This is a genomic window from Paraburkholderia bannensis, from assembly GCF_014200455.1.
Lineage (GTDB): Bacteria > Pseudomonadota > Gammaproteobacteria > Burkholderiales > Burkholderiaceae > Paraburkholderia > Paraburkholderia bannensis_A.
Genome location: NZ_JACHBW010000009.1, coordinates 307749 through 325795 on the forward strand (window position 1 = coordinate 307749; position 18047 = coordinate 325795).

General features: G+C 62.6%; 14 protein-coding genes. 13 read left to right on the plus strand and 1 reads right to left on the minus strand.

What is annotated here, in order from left to right; translation table 11 throughout:
* Positions 1 to 2 precede the first annotated feature (2 nt).
* The 4 genes from F4827_RS17310 (at position 3) to F4827_RS17325 (ending at position 5380) form a co-directional block, all read left to right on the plus strand.
* Complete coding sequence (locus F4827_RS17310; RefSeq protein ID WP_183725269.1) at positions 3 to 1484, plus strand: efflux transporter outer membrane subunit; 1482 nt, start codon at positions 3 to 5, stop codon at positions 1482 to 1484.
* 163 nt (positions 1485 to 1647) lie between these two features.
* On the plus strand, positions 1648 to 3039 hold the full coding sequence (locus tag F4827_RS17315; RefSeq protein WP_183725270.1) for a paraquat-inducible protein A: 1392 nt from the start codon (positions 1648 to 1650) through the stop codon (positions 3037 to 3039).
* A gap of 8 nt (positions 3040 to 3047) precedes the next feature.
* Positions 3048 to 4643 carry an intermembrane transport protein PqiB gene (locus tag F4827_RS17320; RefSeq protein WP_183725272.1) on the plus strand — a complete coding sequence of 532 codons (1596 nt, stop codon included), beginning with the start codon at positions 3048 to 3050 and terminating at the stop codon, positions 4641 to 4643.
* Positions 4640 to 5380 carry a membrane integrity-associated transporter subunit PqiC gene (locus tag F4827_RS17325; RefSeq protein WP_183725274.1) on the plus strand — a complete coding sequence of 247 codons (741 nt, stop codon included), beginning with the start codon at positions 4640 to 4642 and terminating at the stop codon, positions 5378 to 5380. The genes F4827_RS17320 and F4827_RS17325 overlap by 4 nt, the downstream gene beginning before the upstream one ends.
* A 69-nt stretch (positions 5381 to 5449) precedes the next feature.
* Here the strand turns inward: F4827_RS17325 and F4827_RS17330 are convergent, their stop codons facing one another.
* Entirely contained in the window at positions 5450 to 6205 is a 756-nt protein-coding gene (locus tag F4827_RS17330; RefSeq protein ID WP_260175254.1) for a TetR/AcrR family transcriptional regulator, read from the minus strand.
* A gap of 313 nt (positions 6206 to 6518) precedes the next feature.
* Here F4827_RS17330 and F4827_RS17335 point away from each other — a divergent pair, with 313 nt between their 5' ends.
* The 9 genes from F4827_RS17335 (at position 6519) to F4827_RS17375 (ending at position 17898) form a co-directional block, all read left to right on the plus strand.
* On the plus strand, positions 6519 to 7589 hold the full coding sequence (locus F4827_RS17335) for a VOC family protein (RefSeq protein ID WP_183725276.1): 1071 nt from the start codon (positions 6519 to 6521) through the stop codon (positions 7587 to 7589).
* A gap of 36 nt (positions 7590 to 7625) precedes the next feature.
* Positions 7626 to 8582, plus strand: coding sequence for a fumarylacetoacetate hydrolase family protein (locus F4827_RS17340; RefSeq protein WP_183725278.1), 957 nt, complete (start codon positions 7626 to 7628; stop codon positions 8580 to 8582).
* Entirely contained in the window at positions 8579 to 10588 is a 2010-nt protein-coding gene (locus F4827_RS17345) for an acyl-CoA synthetase (protein ID WP_183725280.1), read from the plus strand. Before F4827_RS17340 ends, F4827_RS17345 begins: the two co-directional genes overlap by 4 nt.
* 458 nt (positions 10589 to 11046) lie before the next feature.
* On the plus strand, positions 11047 to 11751 hold the full coding sequence (locus F4827_RS17350) for an OmpW family protein (protein WP_183725326.1): 705 nt from the start codon (positions 11047 to 11049) through the stop codon (positions 11749 to 11751).
* A gap of 30 nt (positions 11752 to 11781) precedes the next feature.
* Positions 11782 to 11976 (plus strand): hypothetical protein, encoded by a 195-nt coding sequence (locus tag F4827_RS17355; RefSeq protein WP_183725282.1) that lies wholly within the window; start codon positions 11782 to 11784, stop codon positions 11974 to 11976.
* A gap of 108 nt (positions 11977 to 12084) precedes the next feature.
* Positions 12085 to 15063, plus strand: coding sequence for a molybdopterin-dependent oxidoreductase (locus F4827_RS17360; RefSeq protein WP_183725284.1), 2979 nt, complete (start codon positions 12085 to 12087; stop codon positions 15061 to 15063).
* A 10-nt stretch (positions 15064 to 15073) separates the two neighbouring features.
* Positions 15074 to 15937: a 4Fe-4S dicluster domain-containing protein gene (locus F4827_RS17365; protein ID WP_183725286.1), complete on the plus strand. Its 864-nt coding sequence runs from the start codon at positions 15074 to 15076 to the stop codon at positions 15935 to 15937.
* Positions 15938 to 16167: 230 nt separating this feature from the next.
* Positions 16168 to 16875, plus strand: a complete 708-nt coding sequence (locus F4827_RS17370; protein WP_183725288.1) for a TetR/AcrR family transcriptional regulator — start codon at positions 16168 to 16170, stop codon at positions 16873 to 16875.
* Between the two features lie 18 nt (positions 16876 to 16893).
* Positions 16894 to 17898, plus strand: coding sequence for a LysR family transcriptional regulator (locus F4827_RS17375; protein WP_183725290.1), 1005 nt, complete (start codon positions 16894 to 16896; stop codon positions 17896 to 17898).
* The last annotated feature ends 149 nt before the right edge of the window (positions 17899 to 18047 follow it).

The following is an 18047-nucleotide window of genomic DNA, read 5'->3' on the forward strand; positions in this document are numbered from 1 at the left end:
TCATGAGTTTTCCTTACAAAACATCCGTGCTGGCGGTGGCCGCGGCGCTCGCCATCTCGGCATGCTCGTTCGGGCCCAGCGGTGAGCCGCCGGCGATGCCATCTCCCGAGCATTACGGTGCGCAGGCGCAGCCTGCGAAGACGGTGGCAGCAGGTGGCGTGGCCCAAACCTTCGATGTCGGCGCGACCACGGGGCCGCAATGGTGGCGGCTCTACCACTGCGCCGCGCTGGACGCACTCGTCGACGAAGGGCTGCGCAACAGCCCGACGCTCGCAGCAACGCAGAAAACGCTCGCCTCCGCGCAGGAGCAGTTGCGCGCGCAGATCGGCTCGTCGACGCTGCCATCGATCGACGGCGCCGCGCAGGTCCAGCGCGCCCGTTCGCCGGTCGCGCCCCAGCTTGGCCTGCCTGAGCAGGTGCAATACAACTTCTTTGCCGGGCAGCTGCAGGCGCATTACACGTTCGACCTGTTCGGTCAGACGCGCTATGCGAACTCCGCGAGCGCGGCCCGTGTGAACGTGCAGGCCTTCGAGCTGGAAGCGTCGCGCCGTGCGCTCGCGGCGAACATCGTGGCGGCCACGATCAATGTGGCGGCGCTCGACCGGGAGATCGCGCTCACCGAGCGGCTCGTCGCCGTGTCGAACGATGCGGCGAACGAAGACGCGCAGCGCTACGCGCTCGGCGCGGTTTCGCGAGCCCAGGCGTTCGGGTCGAAACAGGACGCGGCCTCCATCGCAGCGACCTTGCCCGCGCTACGTCAGCAACGCGCGACTGCGGTTCATGCACTCGCGGTGCTGATCGGCCGGACGCCGGACAACGCCCCGAGCGTGCCGGATCTGGACAGCCTGTCGCTGCCCGAGCACGTGCCCGTGACCGTGCCTTCGGACCTGTTGCGCTCACGCCCCGACATCCAGGCAGCCGACGCGGCCGTCAAGGCCGCAGCCGCCGACGTGGGCGAGGCAACGGCGCAGCTCTTCCCGAGCCTGTCGTTGACGGGCGCGATGGGGCGCGGCGGCTTCAGCTGGCCAGCAGTGGTTTCGGGGGCGGGCGGCCTTTGGGCCATCGGCGCAAGCCTCTCGCAGCCGATCTTCCATGGCGGCGCGCTGTTCGCGCAGCGCCGCGCGTCGATCGACGCATACGACGCCGCCGTGCTGCACTACAAGGCGACCGTGCTGTCCGCGTTCGAGGACGTGGCGAATTCGCTCGCCGCGCTGGATAACGACGCACAGACTCTCGCGTCGACCGAAGACGCCGCCGAAGCCGCGCGCTCGGCTTTCCACGACACCGCGTCGCGCCACCGCCTGGGCTCGCTGCCGTCGGCGGCGACGCACGCCAGCGAGACGCGTTATCTGAACGCGCTGATCACTGCGGCGCGCGCCGCTGGGCAGCGCATGGGCGATACGGCGGCGCTCTTCCAGGCGATGGGAGAACTGCCCGAGGCTCAGCAAGCGAGCGCATCGACGGCAAAAACCGGGCGCTCGTAAAACGCGAGGGCGATCCGGCAGGACCGCCCTCGACGTTCAGCATGGGTTCGAGCCACGTCGATAGCCGTTGGACACACATCGATTGCCGGTCCGCTCCGCGTTCGTACGCGGATCCGGGCCGGCTGCGCGTGTGAATGCCCCCGGATTTCCGCTTCACATCTGTATGGACTACCAAAGACTGATTGTCTGTCACGAATGCGATCTGCTGTTTCGCAAGCCTGCGGCCGTGAAAGGGCGCCGTGCAGCCTGCTCGCGATGCGGTGCGGGCCTCACGGCGCTACCGGGGTGCGCATCGTCGCTCGACTGGATCTGCGCTGTGACGCTCGCCGCGTTGATCGTCTTTTGCATCGCGCAGAGCTTCCCGGTGATCGAGATGCGCGCGAACGGCATGACATCCGAGGCGACGCTGTTGGGCGCCGTGCACTCGCTCTGGTCTGGCGACATGCGTGTCGTCGCGGTGATGGTGTTTTGTTCGGCGGTACTCTTTCCGTTGATCGAAATGCTCGCATTGCTCTATGTGCTGGTGCCGCTGCGCTTAGGCAAAGTGCCACCCCGATTCAATGCGATGGTACGTCTCGTGCAGATCGTTCGGCCATGGGGCATGGTCGAGGTGTTCATGCTCGGCGTGCTGGTGACGATCGTGAAAATGGTCAGCATCGCGCAAGTGATTCCGGGACCGGGATTGTTCGCACTGGGCACGCTGACCGTCTTGCTGGGCGTGGTCGCTTCATTCGACCCGAGCCGGCTTTGGCCGATCAGCGACGAAATCAGGCACTCACGAATGGCGGACGTTCGCTGGTCGAGAGTGAGCACGGGGCGAGGGCGGTTCATGCGGCCCTCGGGGGGACGCAAAGCGGGGCCGTCGCCCGCCATCACGGCGCGGCGCGCCGGACTGGTCGGCTGTCACGCATGCGGACTCGTTCAGACGCGTATCGAGCGGGAAGCCCACCAGCGCTGCTCCCGATGCCAGCATGCGCTGCACGAACGCAGGCCCGACAGCCTCACGCGAACGGCCAGTCTGCTGCTTGCCGCCGCGATTGCCTATATTCCGGCGAATCTGCTGCCGATCATGCACGCCTCATCGGTAGGCGGTTCGGAAGACGACACGATTCTGGGCGGCGTCGCGTATTTCTGGACCTCGGGCGACTGGCCCCTTGCTGTCGTGGTTTTCGTCGCCAGCGTTCTGGTGCCGGTTCTCAAGCTCATCGTTCTCACGCTTCTCACGCTAGCCGCCCGTCGCGGTTCGGGCTGGCGCGCCCGTGAGCGAGCAACCCTGTACCGGATCGTCGAGCGCATTGGCCGCTGGTCGATGCTCGACGTTTTCGTCGTCGCACTGACGGTCACGCTGGTGCATTTCGGCTCGCTTGCCGTCATCACGGCGGGACCGGCCGCTCTCGCATTCGGAGCGGTGGTGATCCTGACCATGCTCGCATCGCATCAGTTCGATCCGAGGCTCATCTGGGACAACGTGGATGCGAGGCGCTTGATGGGCAGCGCGCCAGCTGCGACCGATGAAGCCCTGGCTGATCCTCTCTCCACCAACCGCATTTCCTGAAGAAGACGATGCATCTTTCCAATCTACCCAGACCTGACATCAAGCCGCGCAAGCGTTGGCTTCCATCCCTCATCTGGTTAGTACCCCTGCTCTCGGCATTGATCGGTGTTGCTCTGGTGGTCAAATCCGTGACGGATAAAGGGCCCGTCGTGACGGTCACTTTCAATAACGCCGAGGGCATCGAGGCGGGCAAGACGAAGGTGAAGTACAAGGATGTTGAAATCGGTGTCGTGCAAGCCGTTGCCTTGTCCGCGGATTTACGGCACGTCATCGCGAGTATCCAGTTGAGCAAGGACGCCGGAAAATTCGCCACGCAAGGCACGCGGTTCTGGGTGGTACGCCCGCGCGTCGGCGCCAATGGCATCTCCGGCCTCAGCACGCTGCTCTCCGGCGCCTATATCGGCGTGGACATCGGGCGCTCTACCGAAAGGCAAACCGCCTTCCCCGGTCTTGAAAGTCCGCCCATCGTCACCACCGGACAACCGGGGCATCAGTACACGTTGCGAGGCGACTCGCTAGGCTCGATCGATATCGGCGCCCCCATCTTCTATCACCGTATCCAGGCGGGGCAGGTCATCGGCTATTCGCTCGATCCTCACGGCGCGGGCGTCATCGTCAATGTTTTCGTGAATGCACCGTACGACCAGTACGTCGGCACCAATACGCGGTGGTGGCATGCAAGCGGCGTCGATCTGCGTCTCGATTCCAGCGGGCTGAAGCTCAATACACAATCGCTCGCGACGGTCGTCGTCGGAGGGCTGGCATTCCAGTCTCCGGCCGGGCAGGATGCTGGACGACCGGCAGCGGACAAGGCGCAATTCCGGCTCGCCGCAGACGAATCGGACGCCATGCGCGAGCCCGACGGCCAGCCGCTCAATGTGGTCATGCGATTCAATCAGTCTTTGCGCGGACTGTCCGTTGGCGCACCCGTCGACCTTCGCGGGATCGCGCTGGGGCAGGTGACCGAGATCGGCATCGAGTACGACGAGAAGCAGAAGAGCTTCAGCATGAAGGTGTCGATGGCGCTTTACCCTGACCGGCTCAGCCGGCGCTCCAGCGAGGCGCTGCCGGCGCCGGACACGCCAGGCGGGCACGACATGCTGCAGCACCTGGTGACCGAAGGGCTGCGCGGACAACTGCGGACCGGCAATCTGCTGACGGGGCAGTTGTATGTTGCGCTGGACATGTTCCCGAAAGCGCCTCGCGCGACCGTCGACGTGAATCGCAACCCGCTGGAGCTTCCGACCGTGCCGAATACCCTCGACGAGCTCCAGGTGCAGATCGCGGATATTGCAAGGAAGCTGAACCAGGTGCCGTTCGACCGGATCGGCGCCAATCTCGACGGCGCACTGGGGAACGCCAGCAAGCTGTTCGCACATATGGACACCGAGGTCGTGCCGCAGGCACGCGACACGCTCGTTGCCGCGCAGAAGACATTCGCGACCGCGGAATCGACACTGCGGCAGACCGCACCGATGCAATCGGACGTTCAGGACGCCATGCAGCAGCTCACGCGTACGCTGCAGTCGCTCAATGCGCTATCCGAGTACCTGGAGCGCCATCCGCAGGCGCTGCTGTTTGGCAAGAAGGGAGACCAGCCATGATCGCAATGCCATTGCGCTCGTCGCGCGCCGTGCTGCGCACGCTAGCGACCGTCGTGGGGCTGTCGCTTCTGACGGCCTGCGCAACCCCGCAGACGCGTTTCTATACGCTGGGAACCGACGCACAGCCGGCCGTCGCGAAGACTACGACAAGCCCCGCTTTGCGCATCGATGTACGCCCGGTGCAGGTGCCGGCGGCCGTCGCCAGAAGCCAGCTCGTGGTGCAGGTCAACGCGGCCCAGGTGAAGGTGCTGGAAGACGACCGCTGGTCGTCGGCGCTTCCGGACGAGATTCGTTACGCACTCGCGGCTCGCGTGAGCCAGCAGGCCGGCGCATTCGCTGCCAGCGCGGCTGGCCGGGGTGAGGCGGTTCCCGTCTATCAGGTGCGCGTCGATGTCCAGCGCTTTGAATCGTGGCCCGGTTCTCACGTGCTGATTGACGCCGTCTGGAGTGTAAGCGGGTCTGCCGGGGAGCAGACCCTGACCTGCCGCAGCGCTGTGAGCGAGCCCGTGTCTGGCGGCTATCAGGCGATCGTCGATGGGCATCGTGGTGCGATCAACGCGATTGCTGCCCAGATAGCCGAGGTCGTGCGCGCCTTCGCGGCGGCCGCTGTCCAGCGGACGTCTGGCCCTGCAGGTGCGTCTAGCGCAGGGGGAGTCAAAACGCTGTCCTGCCCGCCAATTTCGGGCGGTGTGCAAACCGAGGTTGAAAGGGCGGCGGCGCCGCGATCCGGCGCATAAATCTGCCGCCTGTTTCTAGTCGGGGCAGGGACCGATCGCCAGATGCGGTCCCTTCACGACTGGCCGGCCTCAAGCTGCTTCGTCAGCTGCCTCGACGATGGGCAGTGGGCGCGCGGCAATCTTCTCCGCTTCCGCGCGCTTGAGGCCGAGTATTTGCAGCAGCATGGCTGCAGTGCGCTCCGGGAAGTGCTCGCCGCTGAAACCCAGCTCCTTGAGCATGCCCGCGGCACTTGCGCCCGGCGCGACATAGTTCAGTTCGGCCGCGATGGCAGAGAGAACGGTGCCACCGACCGCAAGATAGCCGACAAACGGGTCGGCAACGACAAATCGCTTTGCCGCCATGCCGTTTCGAATGTCGCGCAGGAGCCGTTGGGCCAGCCCGCGGTTCAGCGCAGGCGCCGAAAACCCTTCGCGGATCAAAAAGCGTCCCCACACGGGGTCCTGCCGGGCGCGCAGGACAGTGTGGCGCACCGAGACGGCCACCACTTCGGCGGGGTCGGCAATGCCCACCGCGAGGCGATCCAGCACTTTCGCAAATTCCTCGAAAACGTTATCGACGAGCGTGGCGTAGATCGCTTCCTTCGACTCGAAGTGGTTGTAGAAGGAGCCAAAGCCGACATCGGCGGCCTCCGTGATTTCATTGATCGCCACGCCCTCCATGCCTCTTTCGGCCATCAGCCTGAGGGCGGCGTCTAGCAGACGGGCGCGCGTCTCGCGCTTGCGGCGCGCACCGCGAGGCTCTTTTTCCTCGATGACGGGAGCCGGGGAGGCGGCCGACGCAGGCGGGGAGCGCCTGGCGGGGGCGCGCTTTGCTGTGGTTGTCATGGTGGATCCAGTTCTGGTCATAGCCGCAGTATAGATTCGAATGTCTTTATTGACAAAACGATCAGTGATGAGTTTAATGTCACAAACGGCATCAAAAACCGGTCTAACTAGAACAGACGGAGTGACTGTGGAGACAGCAATCGCAACCGGCATCGCGCCCAGCGGCCGGCATCACCCTACCTATCCGACCATCCGGGCGTTACGGCCCGCCAGCGATCTCGCGCCGGCAAATTGGCGGTCCGCCGAGGCTGCATGCGCTCGCGAGCCGCGCCGCGCCGCATCGCCATTCCTGACTGCCTGATTACCGTCCACCATGAAACTGACTACTGCACAGCCGGCTCGTCACCCGAATCCCACGGCAAAAGCGACCGCATTGGCCTACCTCATGTTCGATCGGCCGGATCTCGGGCAGGCCGAACGGTTTCTCAACGACTTCGGGCTTCAAACGGTCACGCGTGGCGAAGAGTTGCTGCTTCTGCGCGGCACAGGCGCATCGCACTTCTGTTACGTCGTACGGAAGGCGCCCAAAGCGCAATTTGTCGGCTTCGGCCTGGAGGTGGGCAGCGAAGCCGAACTGAACGCGCTGGTTCGGCTGCCGGGCGCATCGGAGGCGAAACCGTCCGCGCTGCCGGGCGGCGGCTATGTGGTGCAGCTGGAGGATCCGTCGGGGTTTCGTGTCGATGCGATCTGGGGCCAGGCGCCCGCCGCTGCGTTGCCGCACCGGCTGCCATTGGCGTTCAATTCCGTCGATGCCCCGGTTCGCATCAACGGCACGCAGCGTCCCCCCGGGAGCGCCCCTGAAATCATCAGGCTCGGGCACGTGGTGCTGGAACTCGCCGATTATCAGGACACCTGTGCATGGTACACGCGCCATTTTGGGTTCATTCCCAGCGACGTGCAGGTGCTGCCCGATGGGTCGCCGGCTGTCGCGTTCATGCGCCTCGATCTCGGCGACAAGCCCGCCGATCATCACACGCTCGCGCTGGCGCAGACGTTTGCGCCGAAGTACAGCCATAGCGCTTACGAGCTCGTCGATGCGGACGCGGTCGGCATGGGCCAGCGCGTTCTGCGCGAGAACGGGTGGAAGCATGCGTGGGGCATCGGCCGACATATCCTCGGGAGCCAGATTTTCGACTACTGGCAAGACCCGTGGGGTGACAAGCACGAGCACTACTGCGACGGTGACCTGTTCACCAGCGAAGCGCCCACGGGAATCCATGCCGTGAGCCGCGAGGCGATGGCCCAGTGGGGGCCGACGATGCCGGGCAGCTTCACCAAGCCCAAATTGACGCTCGCGAGCATCGCGGCGCTCATCGCAAACCTGCGCCGTAGCCCCGACGTGACGCTTTCGCGGCTACGGGCATTGCTGAAGATTTTTGCCTGACGCAACACCCCTTTACCGATTTCGGAGACAGCCAAAATGGCAATTCACGTTCTGCATTATCTGCATGATGGTCGCGCCCAGTGGGGCGTGGTGGCTAACAACGCCATCACGCCGATTCCCGGTGAGTTCAAGACGACCGCGGAGTTTATCCGTGCCAATCCGGTCGGACAGTTATTGATGCTGGACGGCCCCACGATTCCCGAAGCGGACGTGCAATGGCTCTCGCCCGTGACTGCCAATCAGCAGTTCATCTGCCAGGGCGCGAATTATCGCCAGCACATGATCGAATCCGGCATGGACCCGGATGCGAAGAAGTTCAACATGATCTTCACGAAGGCCACGAGCTGCATCGTTCCTGCGGACTCGAAACTCGTGAAGCCCAACTCGGTGCGCTTCCTCGACTACGAGATCGAACTCGGTCTCGTTCTCAAGCGCGACGTCACGTCCCGCGCGACGATCACCGACGAGAACCTGCACGACTACGTTGCCGGCGCCGTGATCGTGAACGACTATTCCGCGCGCGATGTGCAGATTCCGCAGATGCAGTTCTACAAGGGCAAGAGCTTTCGTACGTTCGGCCCGGTCGGCCCGTATCTTTGCCTGCTCGAAAAGCAGGACATGCCGAAGCTCAAGGAGCTCGTGCTGACGCTGTCCGTCAACGGAACGGTACGGCAGAATGATTCGACTTCGGGTCTTGTATATGGTCCGGCGGAGACCTTGACCGAACTGTCCGGCGTTCAGGACCTGCACGTCGGCGACCTGCTTGCGACGGGTACGCCGTCCGGTTGCGCGCTGACCATTCCGTCGCCGGAAAAGCAACGCGCCGCGGCACAACTGCCCGAAGCCGAGAAATGGCGTCTTTTCTTCGCGCTGCAAGCCGAGCGACCGCAGTACCTTCAGGACGGGGATGTGGTCGAAGCCCGTATCGTTAGCCAGGATGGCTCGATCGATCTCGGCACCCAGCGCAACGTCGTCGTCGCAGAGGCCGCATGAAAGCCGTCGCCAACGAGCAGGATGTCCTCGCCATCGAATCGCAGGGGCAACCGGCGGATCTGCCGTCGAGCACCTACGAAATGATCTGCCGGGGCGCCGCGATCGATCCATCGGCACCCGCGCTCTCGTTCTTCGCCACCGCGCACGACTACGCGAACCCGGAGCGCTGGACTTACGGCGAACTTGTGCGCGACATCACGCGCACGGCGAACATGTTGTCGCGGCTGGGCGTGCAGCGCGACACGGTCGTCGCCTATGTGTTGCCGAATCTGCCTGAAACGCACCTCGTGGTCTGGGGCGGCGAGGCTGTCGGCATTGTCTGCGCGATCAATCCACTGCTCGAAGGCGACGCAATAGGCGAGTTACTCAATGCCTCCGGCGCCAGTGTGCTGGTCACCCTGGCGCCGTATCCGGGCACCGACCTGTGGCCGAAAGTGCAGGCGGTCTTGCACAAGGTTGCGTCGCTCAAGCACCTCGTGCTCATCAATCTGGCCGACCATGCTCCGGGCGAACAGCGATTTGCGGCGCGCATGCTTCAGCGCGGCGAATGTTCGAGGTTGCATGGCGAGGAAGGTGTGCGAGGCGCGGTTCCTGCGCAGATCAACGTCCACGATTTCGCAGAAGCCATTGCGCGCGAGCCGGGCGTCGCGCTCACCGCTGCGGACCCGGTGAACCGCGACGACATGTCGTCCTGGTTCTGCACGGGCGGCACCACGGGCCTGCCGAAGATCGCGATGCGCCAGCACGGCAACGAGGTGGCCAATGCATGGAGCGCCGGTCAAGTCCTCGGTGAGAGCGTGGGTCCGGGCAAGACGATCTTCTGCGGATTGCCGCTGTTCCACGTCAACGCCGTCATGGTGACGGGGCTGCTGCCGTTCTCGCGCGGCGCGCATGTCGTGATGGGCACCCCGCAAGGCTATCGCGGAGAAGGCGTCGTCCAGCGCTTCTGGGATATCGTCGCGCATTACCGCATCAATTTCTTCAGCGGCGTGCCGACGCTCTATGGATCGCTGCTTGACATACCCGTTGGCGAGCGCGATATCAGTTCGCTCGAATACGGGTTGTGCGGCGCGGCGCCCATGCCCGTGGAGTTGCTGCGTGCGTTCCAGGCGCGCACCGGCATCCGGATCCTCGAAGGCTATGGCCTCACGGAAGGTACCTGCATCAGCAGCGTTAATCCGCCGCTCGGCGACCGGCGGGCCGGCTCGATCGGCCTTCGTGTTCCGGGCCAGGGCATGAAAGCCGTGATGGTCGATGAAGCGGGCCGTTATGTGCGGGATTGCGTGGCTGACGAGGTCGGTCAACTGGTGATCTCGGGGCCGAATGTTTTCATCGGCTATATGCGGCCGGAACAGAACAACGGCATCTGGCTGGACCTGGCCGATGGCGGCAGATGGCTCAATACGGGCGATCTCGGTCGCCGCGACGCAGACGGTTACTTCTGGCTCACGGGCCGAAAGAAGGAACTGATCATTCGCGGAGGACACAACATCGACCCCGCAGCGATCGAAGAAGCACTGCATCGTCATCCGGCAGTCCAGATCGCCGCGGCGGTGGGGCGCCCCGACGTGCACGCAGGCGAACTGCCGGTCGCGTACGTCCAGCTCAAGCCGGGCACATCGGCGAATGAAGCCGAAATGGCGGCGTTCCTGCGCGACGAGATCAGCGAGCGCGCGGCGTTCCCCAAGGGCATCCGCATCGTCGAAGCCATGCCCCTCACCGGCGTAGGCAAGATATTCAAGCCCGCGCTGAAGCGGCTGGAAACGGTGGACGCCCTGCGTTCGGCGCTCGTGGAGGCCGGCGTCGAGCGTGCAACCGTCAGCATTGCCGAGGATGCCTTGCGTGGAATTTCCGTTCACGTCGAACTTCCCGACACGGAACTTGAATCGTTGGCGGCTTGCGCGCTCGGGCGCTTTCCCTTCGCGTTTTCGATTGCGTCCGCGCAGGGTTCGAGGAGCAGCGGTGACGGCGATGGAGCGTCAGAGACACTCCGCGTTTCGAAGTGACACGTTTCTCGCAACGACGCGGATGTCCGGTCACTCGCACGGGCGGTGATGGCTTGGCGGAATTGCGAATGCCACGGGGTTTAGCTTCGGGAAGAAGACGGGTATGGCATCGGAAATCCCGAACATGCCGTCCGCACGCGCAGGGGAACGGTGTCCACACTGACATGCCGGGCCGCTGGTGAGCAAACAGAAGTAACAGACGTTCGCAGTCCGGGATTCGATGCGGCGAAAGGGGGGGAGCGACACGCAGATCGGGATCGATCATTTCAATGTATTTAGTATGCCTACCTAATAGAGAAATGGTTTCGTGGATCCGGGCTGAACGTACGAGGGCCGATCCAAACGCTACGAACCCATTGGCGGATCGTTGAATCCGCGTGTACGACAAAAAAATATTTAGCCGACGAGGCAGGAGAAGACGCGTGAGGAATTTCAGGAAAAATATTCGGCCGTGCCGAATGGCGGGTTTCATCTGTTCGGCGGCGCTTGCCGGGAACGCGAACGCGCAATCTGCCGGGAGCTTTACGCTGGCGACAGGATGGCTTTACATAACGCCACAGGGTCATGCCACGCCGCTTACCGTGGAAAGCGTGGGCGGTATGCCGGTCAATCATCAATTGACAGGGACGGGTGCGCACGCGTCTTCAACGAATACGCTCGGCATCACGACCGAGTACTACGTGACCGACCACATCGGCATCGCCACGCTCTTTGGCCTGCCACTGACAGTCAATCTGGATGGCGAAGGGACGCTCGGGAAGTACGGCACGCTGGGCACGACGCGGCCGATGCCGCCCGCCGTCGAGCTTCGATATCACCTGTTTGGCGCTCAGGAGAAATTTCGTCCTTACGTCGGTTTGGGTGTGAATTACACGTGGTTCACGCAGGTTCGCGCAACCAGCCGCCAGTTCATTACGGATAGCGTCGGTCCGGGCGGGTCGATACGCGCGACCCTCAGTGCTTCGTGGAATCCCGTGTTCGAGGTCGGGGCAAATTACACGTTCGCCAAACACTGGTCGGTCGGAGCCTCGGTGGGCTACATGCCGCTTCAGACGCACATGACCATTTACGGACAGACGGCAAACGGAACACAGATCGTTTCGAAGTCGACGCTCCGAATCGAACCCATTAACGTTTTTGTGAACGTCGCCTACACGTTCTAGCGGGACGTCCAGCGGCTCCTTGAATCAATCATGGCGGCTCGTGCCGCTAACGCTTTAATCGCGAGATTTACCATGCTCATCGAAGCGATCGAATACGTCATTTTCCGCCATCCGAACCTCGCTGCCGTGCGCGATTTCATGGCCGATCACGGTTTGCTGGATCTGCAGCAGGGTGGCGGTGCGCTCGATACGTTGGCGATTGTCATGGCTTTCCCGGTTCTTTGAACAACCACGAAACACGGCCGGACCGCCTGAGTGGCTTGCCCGTTCGGCGGAGCCGGTCCGTCATTCCCTGATGATTGCGCTTGCGCAGCCTTGTCATTGGATCAAAAAGTGAAACGACAGATCCTCAAAACCATTCTCTTTGCCCTGCCCAAGGTCCTCGACCTCACGGCACGCCGCTTTCCTGCCTATCGCGATCGGCTGAAGGAGCGCGATCTCGTCGCGTGGATCGGGCTCATGGATCAAAGCGTCGGCCGCGTCATCACGCTCAAGAACGGCCGCATCCGGTCGTGTGCCGGCACGCATCCGCAACCCGACGTCCGCATGATGTTCAAGGACGAGGCCACCGCCCTGAAATTTCTCTCCCCCAGTCCGGACTACCTGGAGATCATCCACGCGGCGAAAAATTTCAAGGTTGTGACCGAAGGCGAAGATGAACTGTTGGTGTGGTTCATGCAAACGCTGAGCATGATGCAAACCATCGGCCTGCCGATGGGTACGCCCATGCGCGACGGCACGCAGCGCTACACCACCTGCACCAATGGCGGCCCTCTGTTCGTGTACGTCAAGGATGGACGCATCATCCGTGTTACGCCGGTCGATCTCGACAGCAAGGACGCACCGAGCTGGGAAATCGAGGCGCGCGGGCGCCGTTTCAGCCCGCCGCGGCGCGGCCTCGTCGCGCCGCACGCCTTGTCGATCAAGTCGCTCGTCTATTCCGAAAAGCGCATTCTTCACCCGATGAAGCGCGTCGATTTCGACCCTGATGGCGAACGCAATCCGCAAAACCGTGGCAAATCCGGCTACGTACCGATCAGCTGGGACGAGGCGCTGGATATCGTCTCGAAGGAGATCAACCGGCAAAAGCGTGTTCACGGTCCGGGCTCCATCACGTTCCCCATGTCGTCGCATCACCAGTGGGGAAATATCGGCTATTACCTCAGTGCGCTCACGCGTTTTGCCAACCTGATCGGCTTCACACGGGTGGCCGCGAATCCGGATAGTTGGGAGGGTTGGTACTGGGGCGCCATGCACCACTTCGGCAACTCGATGCGCGTTGGCGTGCCCTCCGGTTATGGCGGAATCGAGGATTGTCTTAAGGAAGCCGAAATGATCGTCTTCTGGTCCAGCGACCCGGAAAGCACGAATGGAGCCTATGCCGGATTCGAAGGTACGCCTCGGCGTTTGTGGGCCAAGGAACTGGGCATCGAGTTTGTCCATATCGACCCGCACTGCAATCCGACGGCCCAACTGCTGGGCGGCCGATGGATTCCGGTCCGACCGCAAACGGACGCGGCCCTCGCCACCGCCATTATGTATGTGTGGCTCAAGGAAGGGCTGTACGACAAGGATTATGTTGCCGACCGGACCACCGGGTTCGACGAATGGCGGGCCTACCTCATGGGCGAGACGGATGGCGTGCCCAAGACGCCCGAATGGCAGGAACGGGAAACCGGCGTACCCGCCAAAGACGTTCGCGCCCTCGCTCGGCGGTGGGGGACGAGGAAGGTCTATCTCGCCGTCGGAATGACGGGGGCGGGATTCGGCGGTGCCGGACGCGGTGCGACGGGGGCCCAGTGGGCGCGTTGCATGATCATGATGATGGCGATGCAGGGATGGGGCAAGCCCGGCGTGAATTTCGGTTGCCTCGAAATCGGCGTTCCGCATGATCTCAACTTCTACTTCCCCGGCTACGCGGACGGTGGGATGTCGGGCGACCTCGCGTGGACCGCGAACGCCGTGAACAACTATCAACGCATGCCGCACATCCTGACCATGAATCCGGTCAAGCAGATGGTACCGCGGCAGCAACTGCCCGATGCGATCATCGACGGCCATGCCACAGGCTATCTCTGGGACGGCATGTCCCAGGAAGCGCAGTTCGCGCCTTTCACTTACCCGATGCCGGGCTATTCGCCGATTCACATGATCTATCGCTATGGCGGCTCCTCCTTCAGCACGGTCACGAAATCGGGACGCTGGGCCGACGCGTACCGTCACGAGAGCATCGAGTTCGTGGTCAATCAGTCGATCTGGATGGAAGGCGAGGCGCAGTTCGCCGACATCATTCTGCCGGCATGCACATCGCTGGAGCGGTGGGACATCGGCGAATGGTCGAATTCCGGCGGCTACGCGCATCACGGCTTCAACACGGTCAATCACCGCATGATCACGCTGCAGCATAAATGTATCGAACCGTTGGGCGAGTCCCGCTCCGACTATGACATTTTCACCGCGATTCTGAGCCGGCTGGGACTCGGCAGCGTGTTCACCGAGGGCTGCGGCGAGCTGGATTGGGTCAAGCGGGTCTTCGAGTCGTCGGATCTGCGGGATCAGATTTCGTGGCGCGAGTTCTGCCGCAAAGGCTATTTCGTCGTTCCGACCGAAAAACCGGAATTGCGCTCCCCGGTGGATATGCGCTGGTTCGCGGAAGGCCGGCGCAAGGATTTGCCGGAACCGCATCCGATGCCGTCGCAGTACGCCGAAAAATTTGGCATGGGCCTGCAGACGCCTAGCGGCAAGCTGGAGTTTGTGCCCGAGTTGCTGAAACGCCATACAGCGGACAACCCCGAGCGACCGGCCGTGAACCGATATATCCCGTCGTGGGAGGGCCTGCGTTCCACACTGGCCCAGCGTTATCCGCTGCAACTGATCGCCACCCATAGCCGATACAGTTTCCACACCCATTGCGATGGCAAGAACTCGTCAGTCAACAGCATCGAAGATCATCGCGCGTTGGTCGGCGGGCATCGCTTCTGGTTGCTGCGACTCGGCGCCGCCGACGCAGCGGCCCGCGGCATCGCACATCGCGATCTCGTCAAGGTCTACAACGACCGGGGCGCGGTGATCTGCGCGGCCGACGTATCGCCGCTGGTCGCGGGCGGAGTGGTCAAGTCTTACGAAGCGAGCGCCGAATTCCAGTTGATCGAAATCGACGGCGAACAAGTCGAAATCGGCGGCTGCATGAACCTGCTGACCCCGGATCGTCCCCAGACAACCGGTACGAGCAGCATGAGTCCGAATTCCTGCCTCGTGCAGGTGGAAAAGTGGAGAGGCGCGGAGGCTTTCATGCTCCGTCGCGCGGCGTGAGGAGCAGACGATGAGCAAATGGAATCTGATTATCAAGGTCGGGCAGTGCGAGAACTGCCAGAACTGCGTCATCGCTGCGCGCGATGAGCACGTCGGCAATGACTTTCCTGGCTACGCCGCGCCTGCCGCGGCCAGCGCAGAAAGCCCTATTCGCATCCTTCGCCGCGTGCAGGGCGACTCGCACATGGTCGAAACGACGTACTTGCCGGTGATGTGTAATCACTGCGACGACGCACCTTGCATGCGCGTCGCCGGCGATGCGATTCGCAAGCGTTCCGACGGCATCGTCATTATCGATCCCGAGAAGGCGCGAGGGCGCAAGGACATCGTCAAGTCCTGCCCGTACAAAGCAATTGTCTGGAACGAGGAACTGCAACTGCCGCAGACGTGGATCTTCGACGCCCATCTGCTGGACCAGGGCTGGCAGCATCCGCGTTGCGAGCAGGCATGCCCCACAGGCGTCTTCGAGACCGTCAAGCTCGACGACGCCGCCATGGCGGAAAAAGCCCGACGCGAAGGGCTTGAGGTATTGCGGCCGAATCTCGAGACGAGGCCTCGCGTGTGGTATAGCGGCTTGAAACGCTGGCAAACCTGCTTCATAGGCGGAAGCGTCACAGCGAGGGTGGAGGGCGTCCTGGAATGCGTCGCTGGGGCCGCGATTGTTCTGTACGCCGGCGATCAACGCGTCGCTGAGACCGTCTCCGACGCGTTCGGTGATTTCCGCTTCGACGGTCTCGAGAAAAATAGCGGCATTTACCGGGTCGATATTCGTCACGCACTAGGCAACGCATCGCGCGAGTGCGTGGTCGGCGAAAGTGTGTACCTGGGCGAAATCGGCGTCGCGCTGACGACCAGCGAGGTTGAGACCCACTGATGCGCCTGCCTCACGGCAGTATTTGAGCTGGCGGCGTGGTTCAACCGCCTTTTGGGCTCGCTCGCGCCCTCAATTTTGATATTGACTAAATAATCAGTTATGATTCTAATATTGATTATTCGCCGGGCGGCCTGAGCCGGTTTCGGCGGAGTGATCGAGAAACGGCGATTTCACCGGTTCGTTTCTTTGCGCAGACGACCACGTGCGGTGAGATCGCCTTTAGCTACGCCATGAAGCCCGAACGCCTGAGCCACGCGCGCCGAAAAGAGCAGACCCGGGAGCGCCTGTACGGCGCCGCAAGGACCATGTTCCTCGGGAAGGGTTTCGCGGCTACGAGCGTCGAGGACATCGTTGAGGCCGCGGGATACACGAGAGGCGCCTTCTACTCCAATTTCCGGAGTAAACAGGAGCTGCTGACCGAACTGTTGCGGCGCGACGCCGAAGCGGCGCAAGCGGATCTGCGGGCGATCTTTGAAGAGGCCGGCACGCCCGGGCAAGCGACGGCGCGCGTGATTGCCAATGTCGTCCGTTCCTGGCCAGAGCGCGAATGCTTTGCGCTCTGGGTCGAGGCCTACCTGCTCGCACGCCACGACACCGCGTTTCAGGAGCGGATTCATGCGTTGCGACGCGAGAATCTCTCGCATGTCGGCGCCCATATTCAAACGCTCTTCACCCAAAACGACAACGCATTGCCGCTGCGGGCGGAGGCGCTCGCGCTCGGCTTCGTGAGCCTTTGCGAAGGCATGCAGCTCCTTGGTCTATGCAATTCGCAGAGCGCCAGCGACCAGACGAATCAAACCGTGCTAGCGGAATTTGCCTCGTCTGTACTGTGTCAGCAGCCAATCGAAAAAACACCGCCGATGCATGTCGGACGAGTGCCGCCTGGCGCTGAGTCGCCAAGCGAGACCGCAACGTATTGCGATAGCAATATGTCCTGACACTCGAACACGTAGACCATGGACTATATAGAAAGCTTGCGTCTCTTCCGCACGATCGTCGAAGTGAGAAACTTCCGGCGCGCGGGCGAAATGCTGGACCTGTCACCATCAGTTGTTTCCCGCTCGATAGCCTCGCTGGAAGAGCGCCTTGGAACACGCCTGTTTCACCGCTCGACACGCCAGTTCTCGCTCACCGAAGCCGCGGAGCATTTTTACGAGGGATGTTGTCGCGTTCTCGACGATCTGGACTGCCTCGAAGCGAGCGCCGCAGGTCGAGGGCGAATACCGGCGGGTGTATTGCGCGTGGTCGCGCACACTACAACTGCGTTGACATGGCTTGCACCGTTGATGGCCTCGTTCAAGCGAAAACATCCGAATATCACTCTGGATATCACTCTGACCGAGCGTTCTGTCGACCTGACGGCCGACGGATACGACCTGGGCATCGTGCTGCCGTACATGCTGGCGACGGATCTGGCTGTGACGCGACTTCTTCAGCGGTTGCCGCTGGTCGTCGTCACAACGCAGGCATACCTGGCGAGGCGCCCGCCGCCGCGGCATCCCGCCGACCTGGCCGATCATGTGTTTGTCACGGTGCCGCCCTCGATGCACAAGCCGACGCTTACTTTCCGGATCGAGCGGGAAAACGTTGCAGTGCCAATCAAATACGAAATCGCCTCGAATAACCCGCTATTCAACCGGGACATCATCCTCGAGGGATTCGGCGTGGGCTTGCTTCCTTTCGCGCTCGTGGAACAGGACATCAAGGCTGGCCGGCTGGTGCGTCTGCTGGAAAACTTCGAGATCGTCGACACGGCGGCGGAAGTCCGACTGGCCTATATCGGGCGCACGCTGTTGCCCGCAAAGGTCAGGGCATTCATCGACCATACCGCTGAGTTTTTCGAGCTGGTCATGGGAGATGCCCCGCGCCCGACGCCGATTCATGCCGCGTCGGCTGCAGAATCGGCGGGGATGGAAGATGCCGGGGCCAGCTGCGAGGAAGGGGGCTGGTCTGGTTTATGACTCCAGCGTGATGGTCTTCGGCGGCTGGCCCTGATGTTTGAGGGCTTTGCTGGATGAACCGCCCCGGGTTTTGTGGAGGCTCCAACTCTTGAGAGAATGGAGCCATGAACAAGAAGGTAACCAAGTTTTCCCCGGAAGTCCGAGAGCGC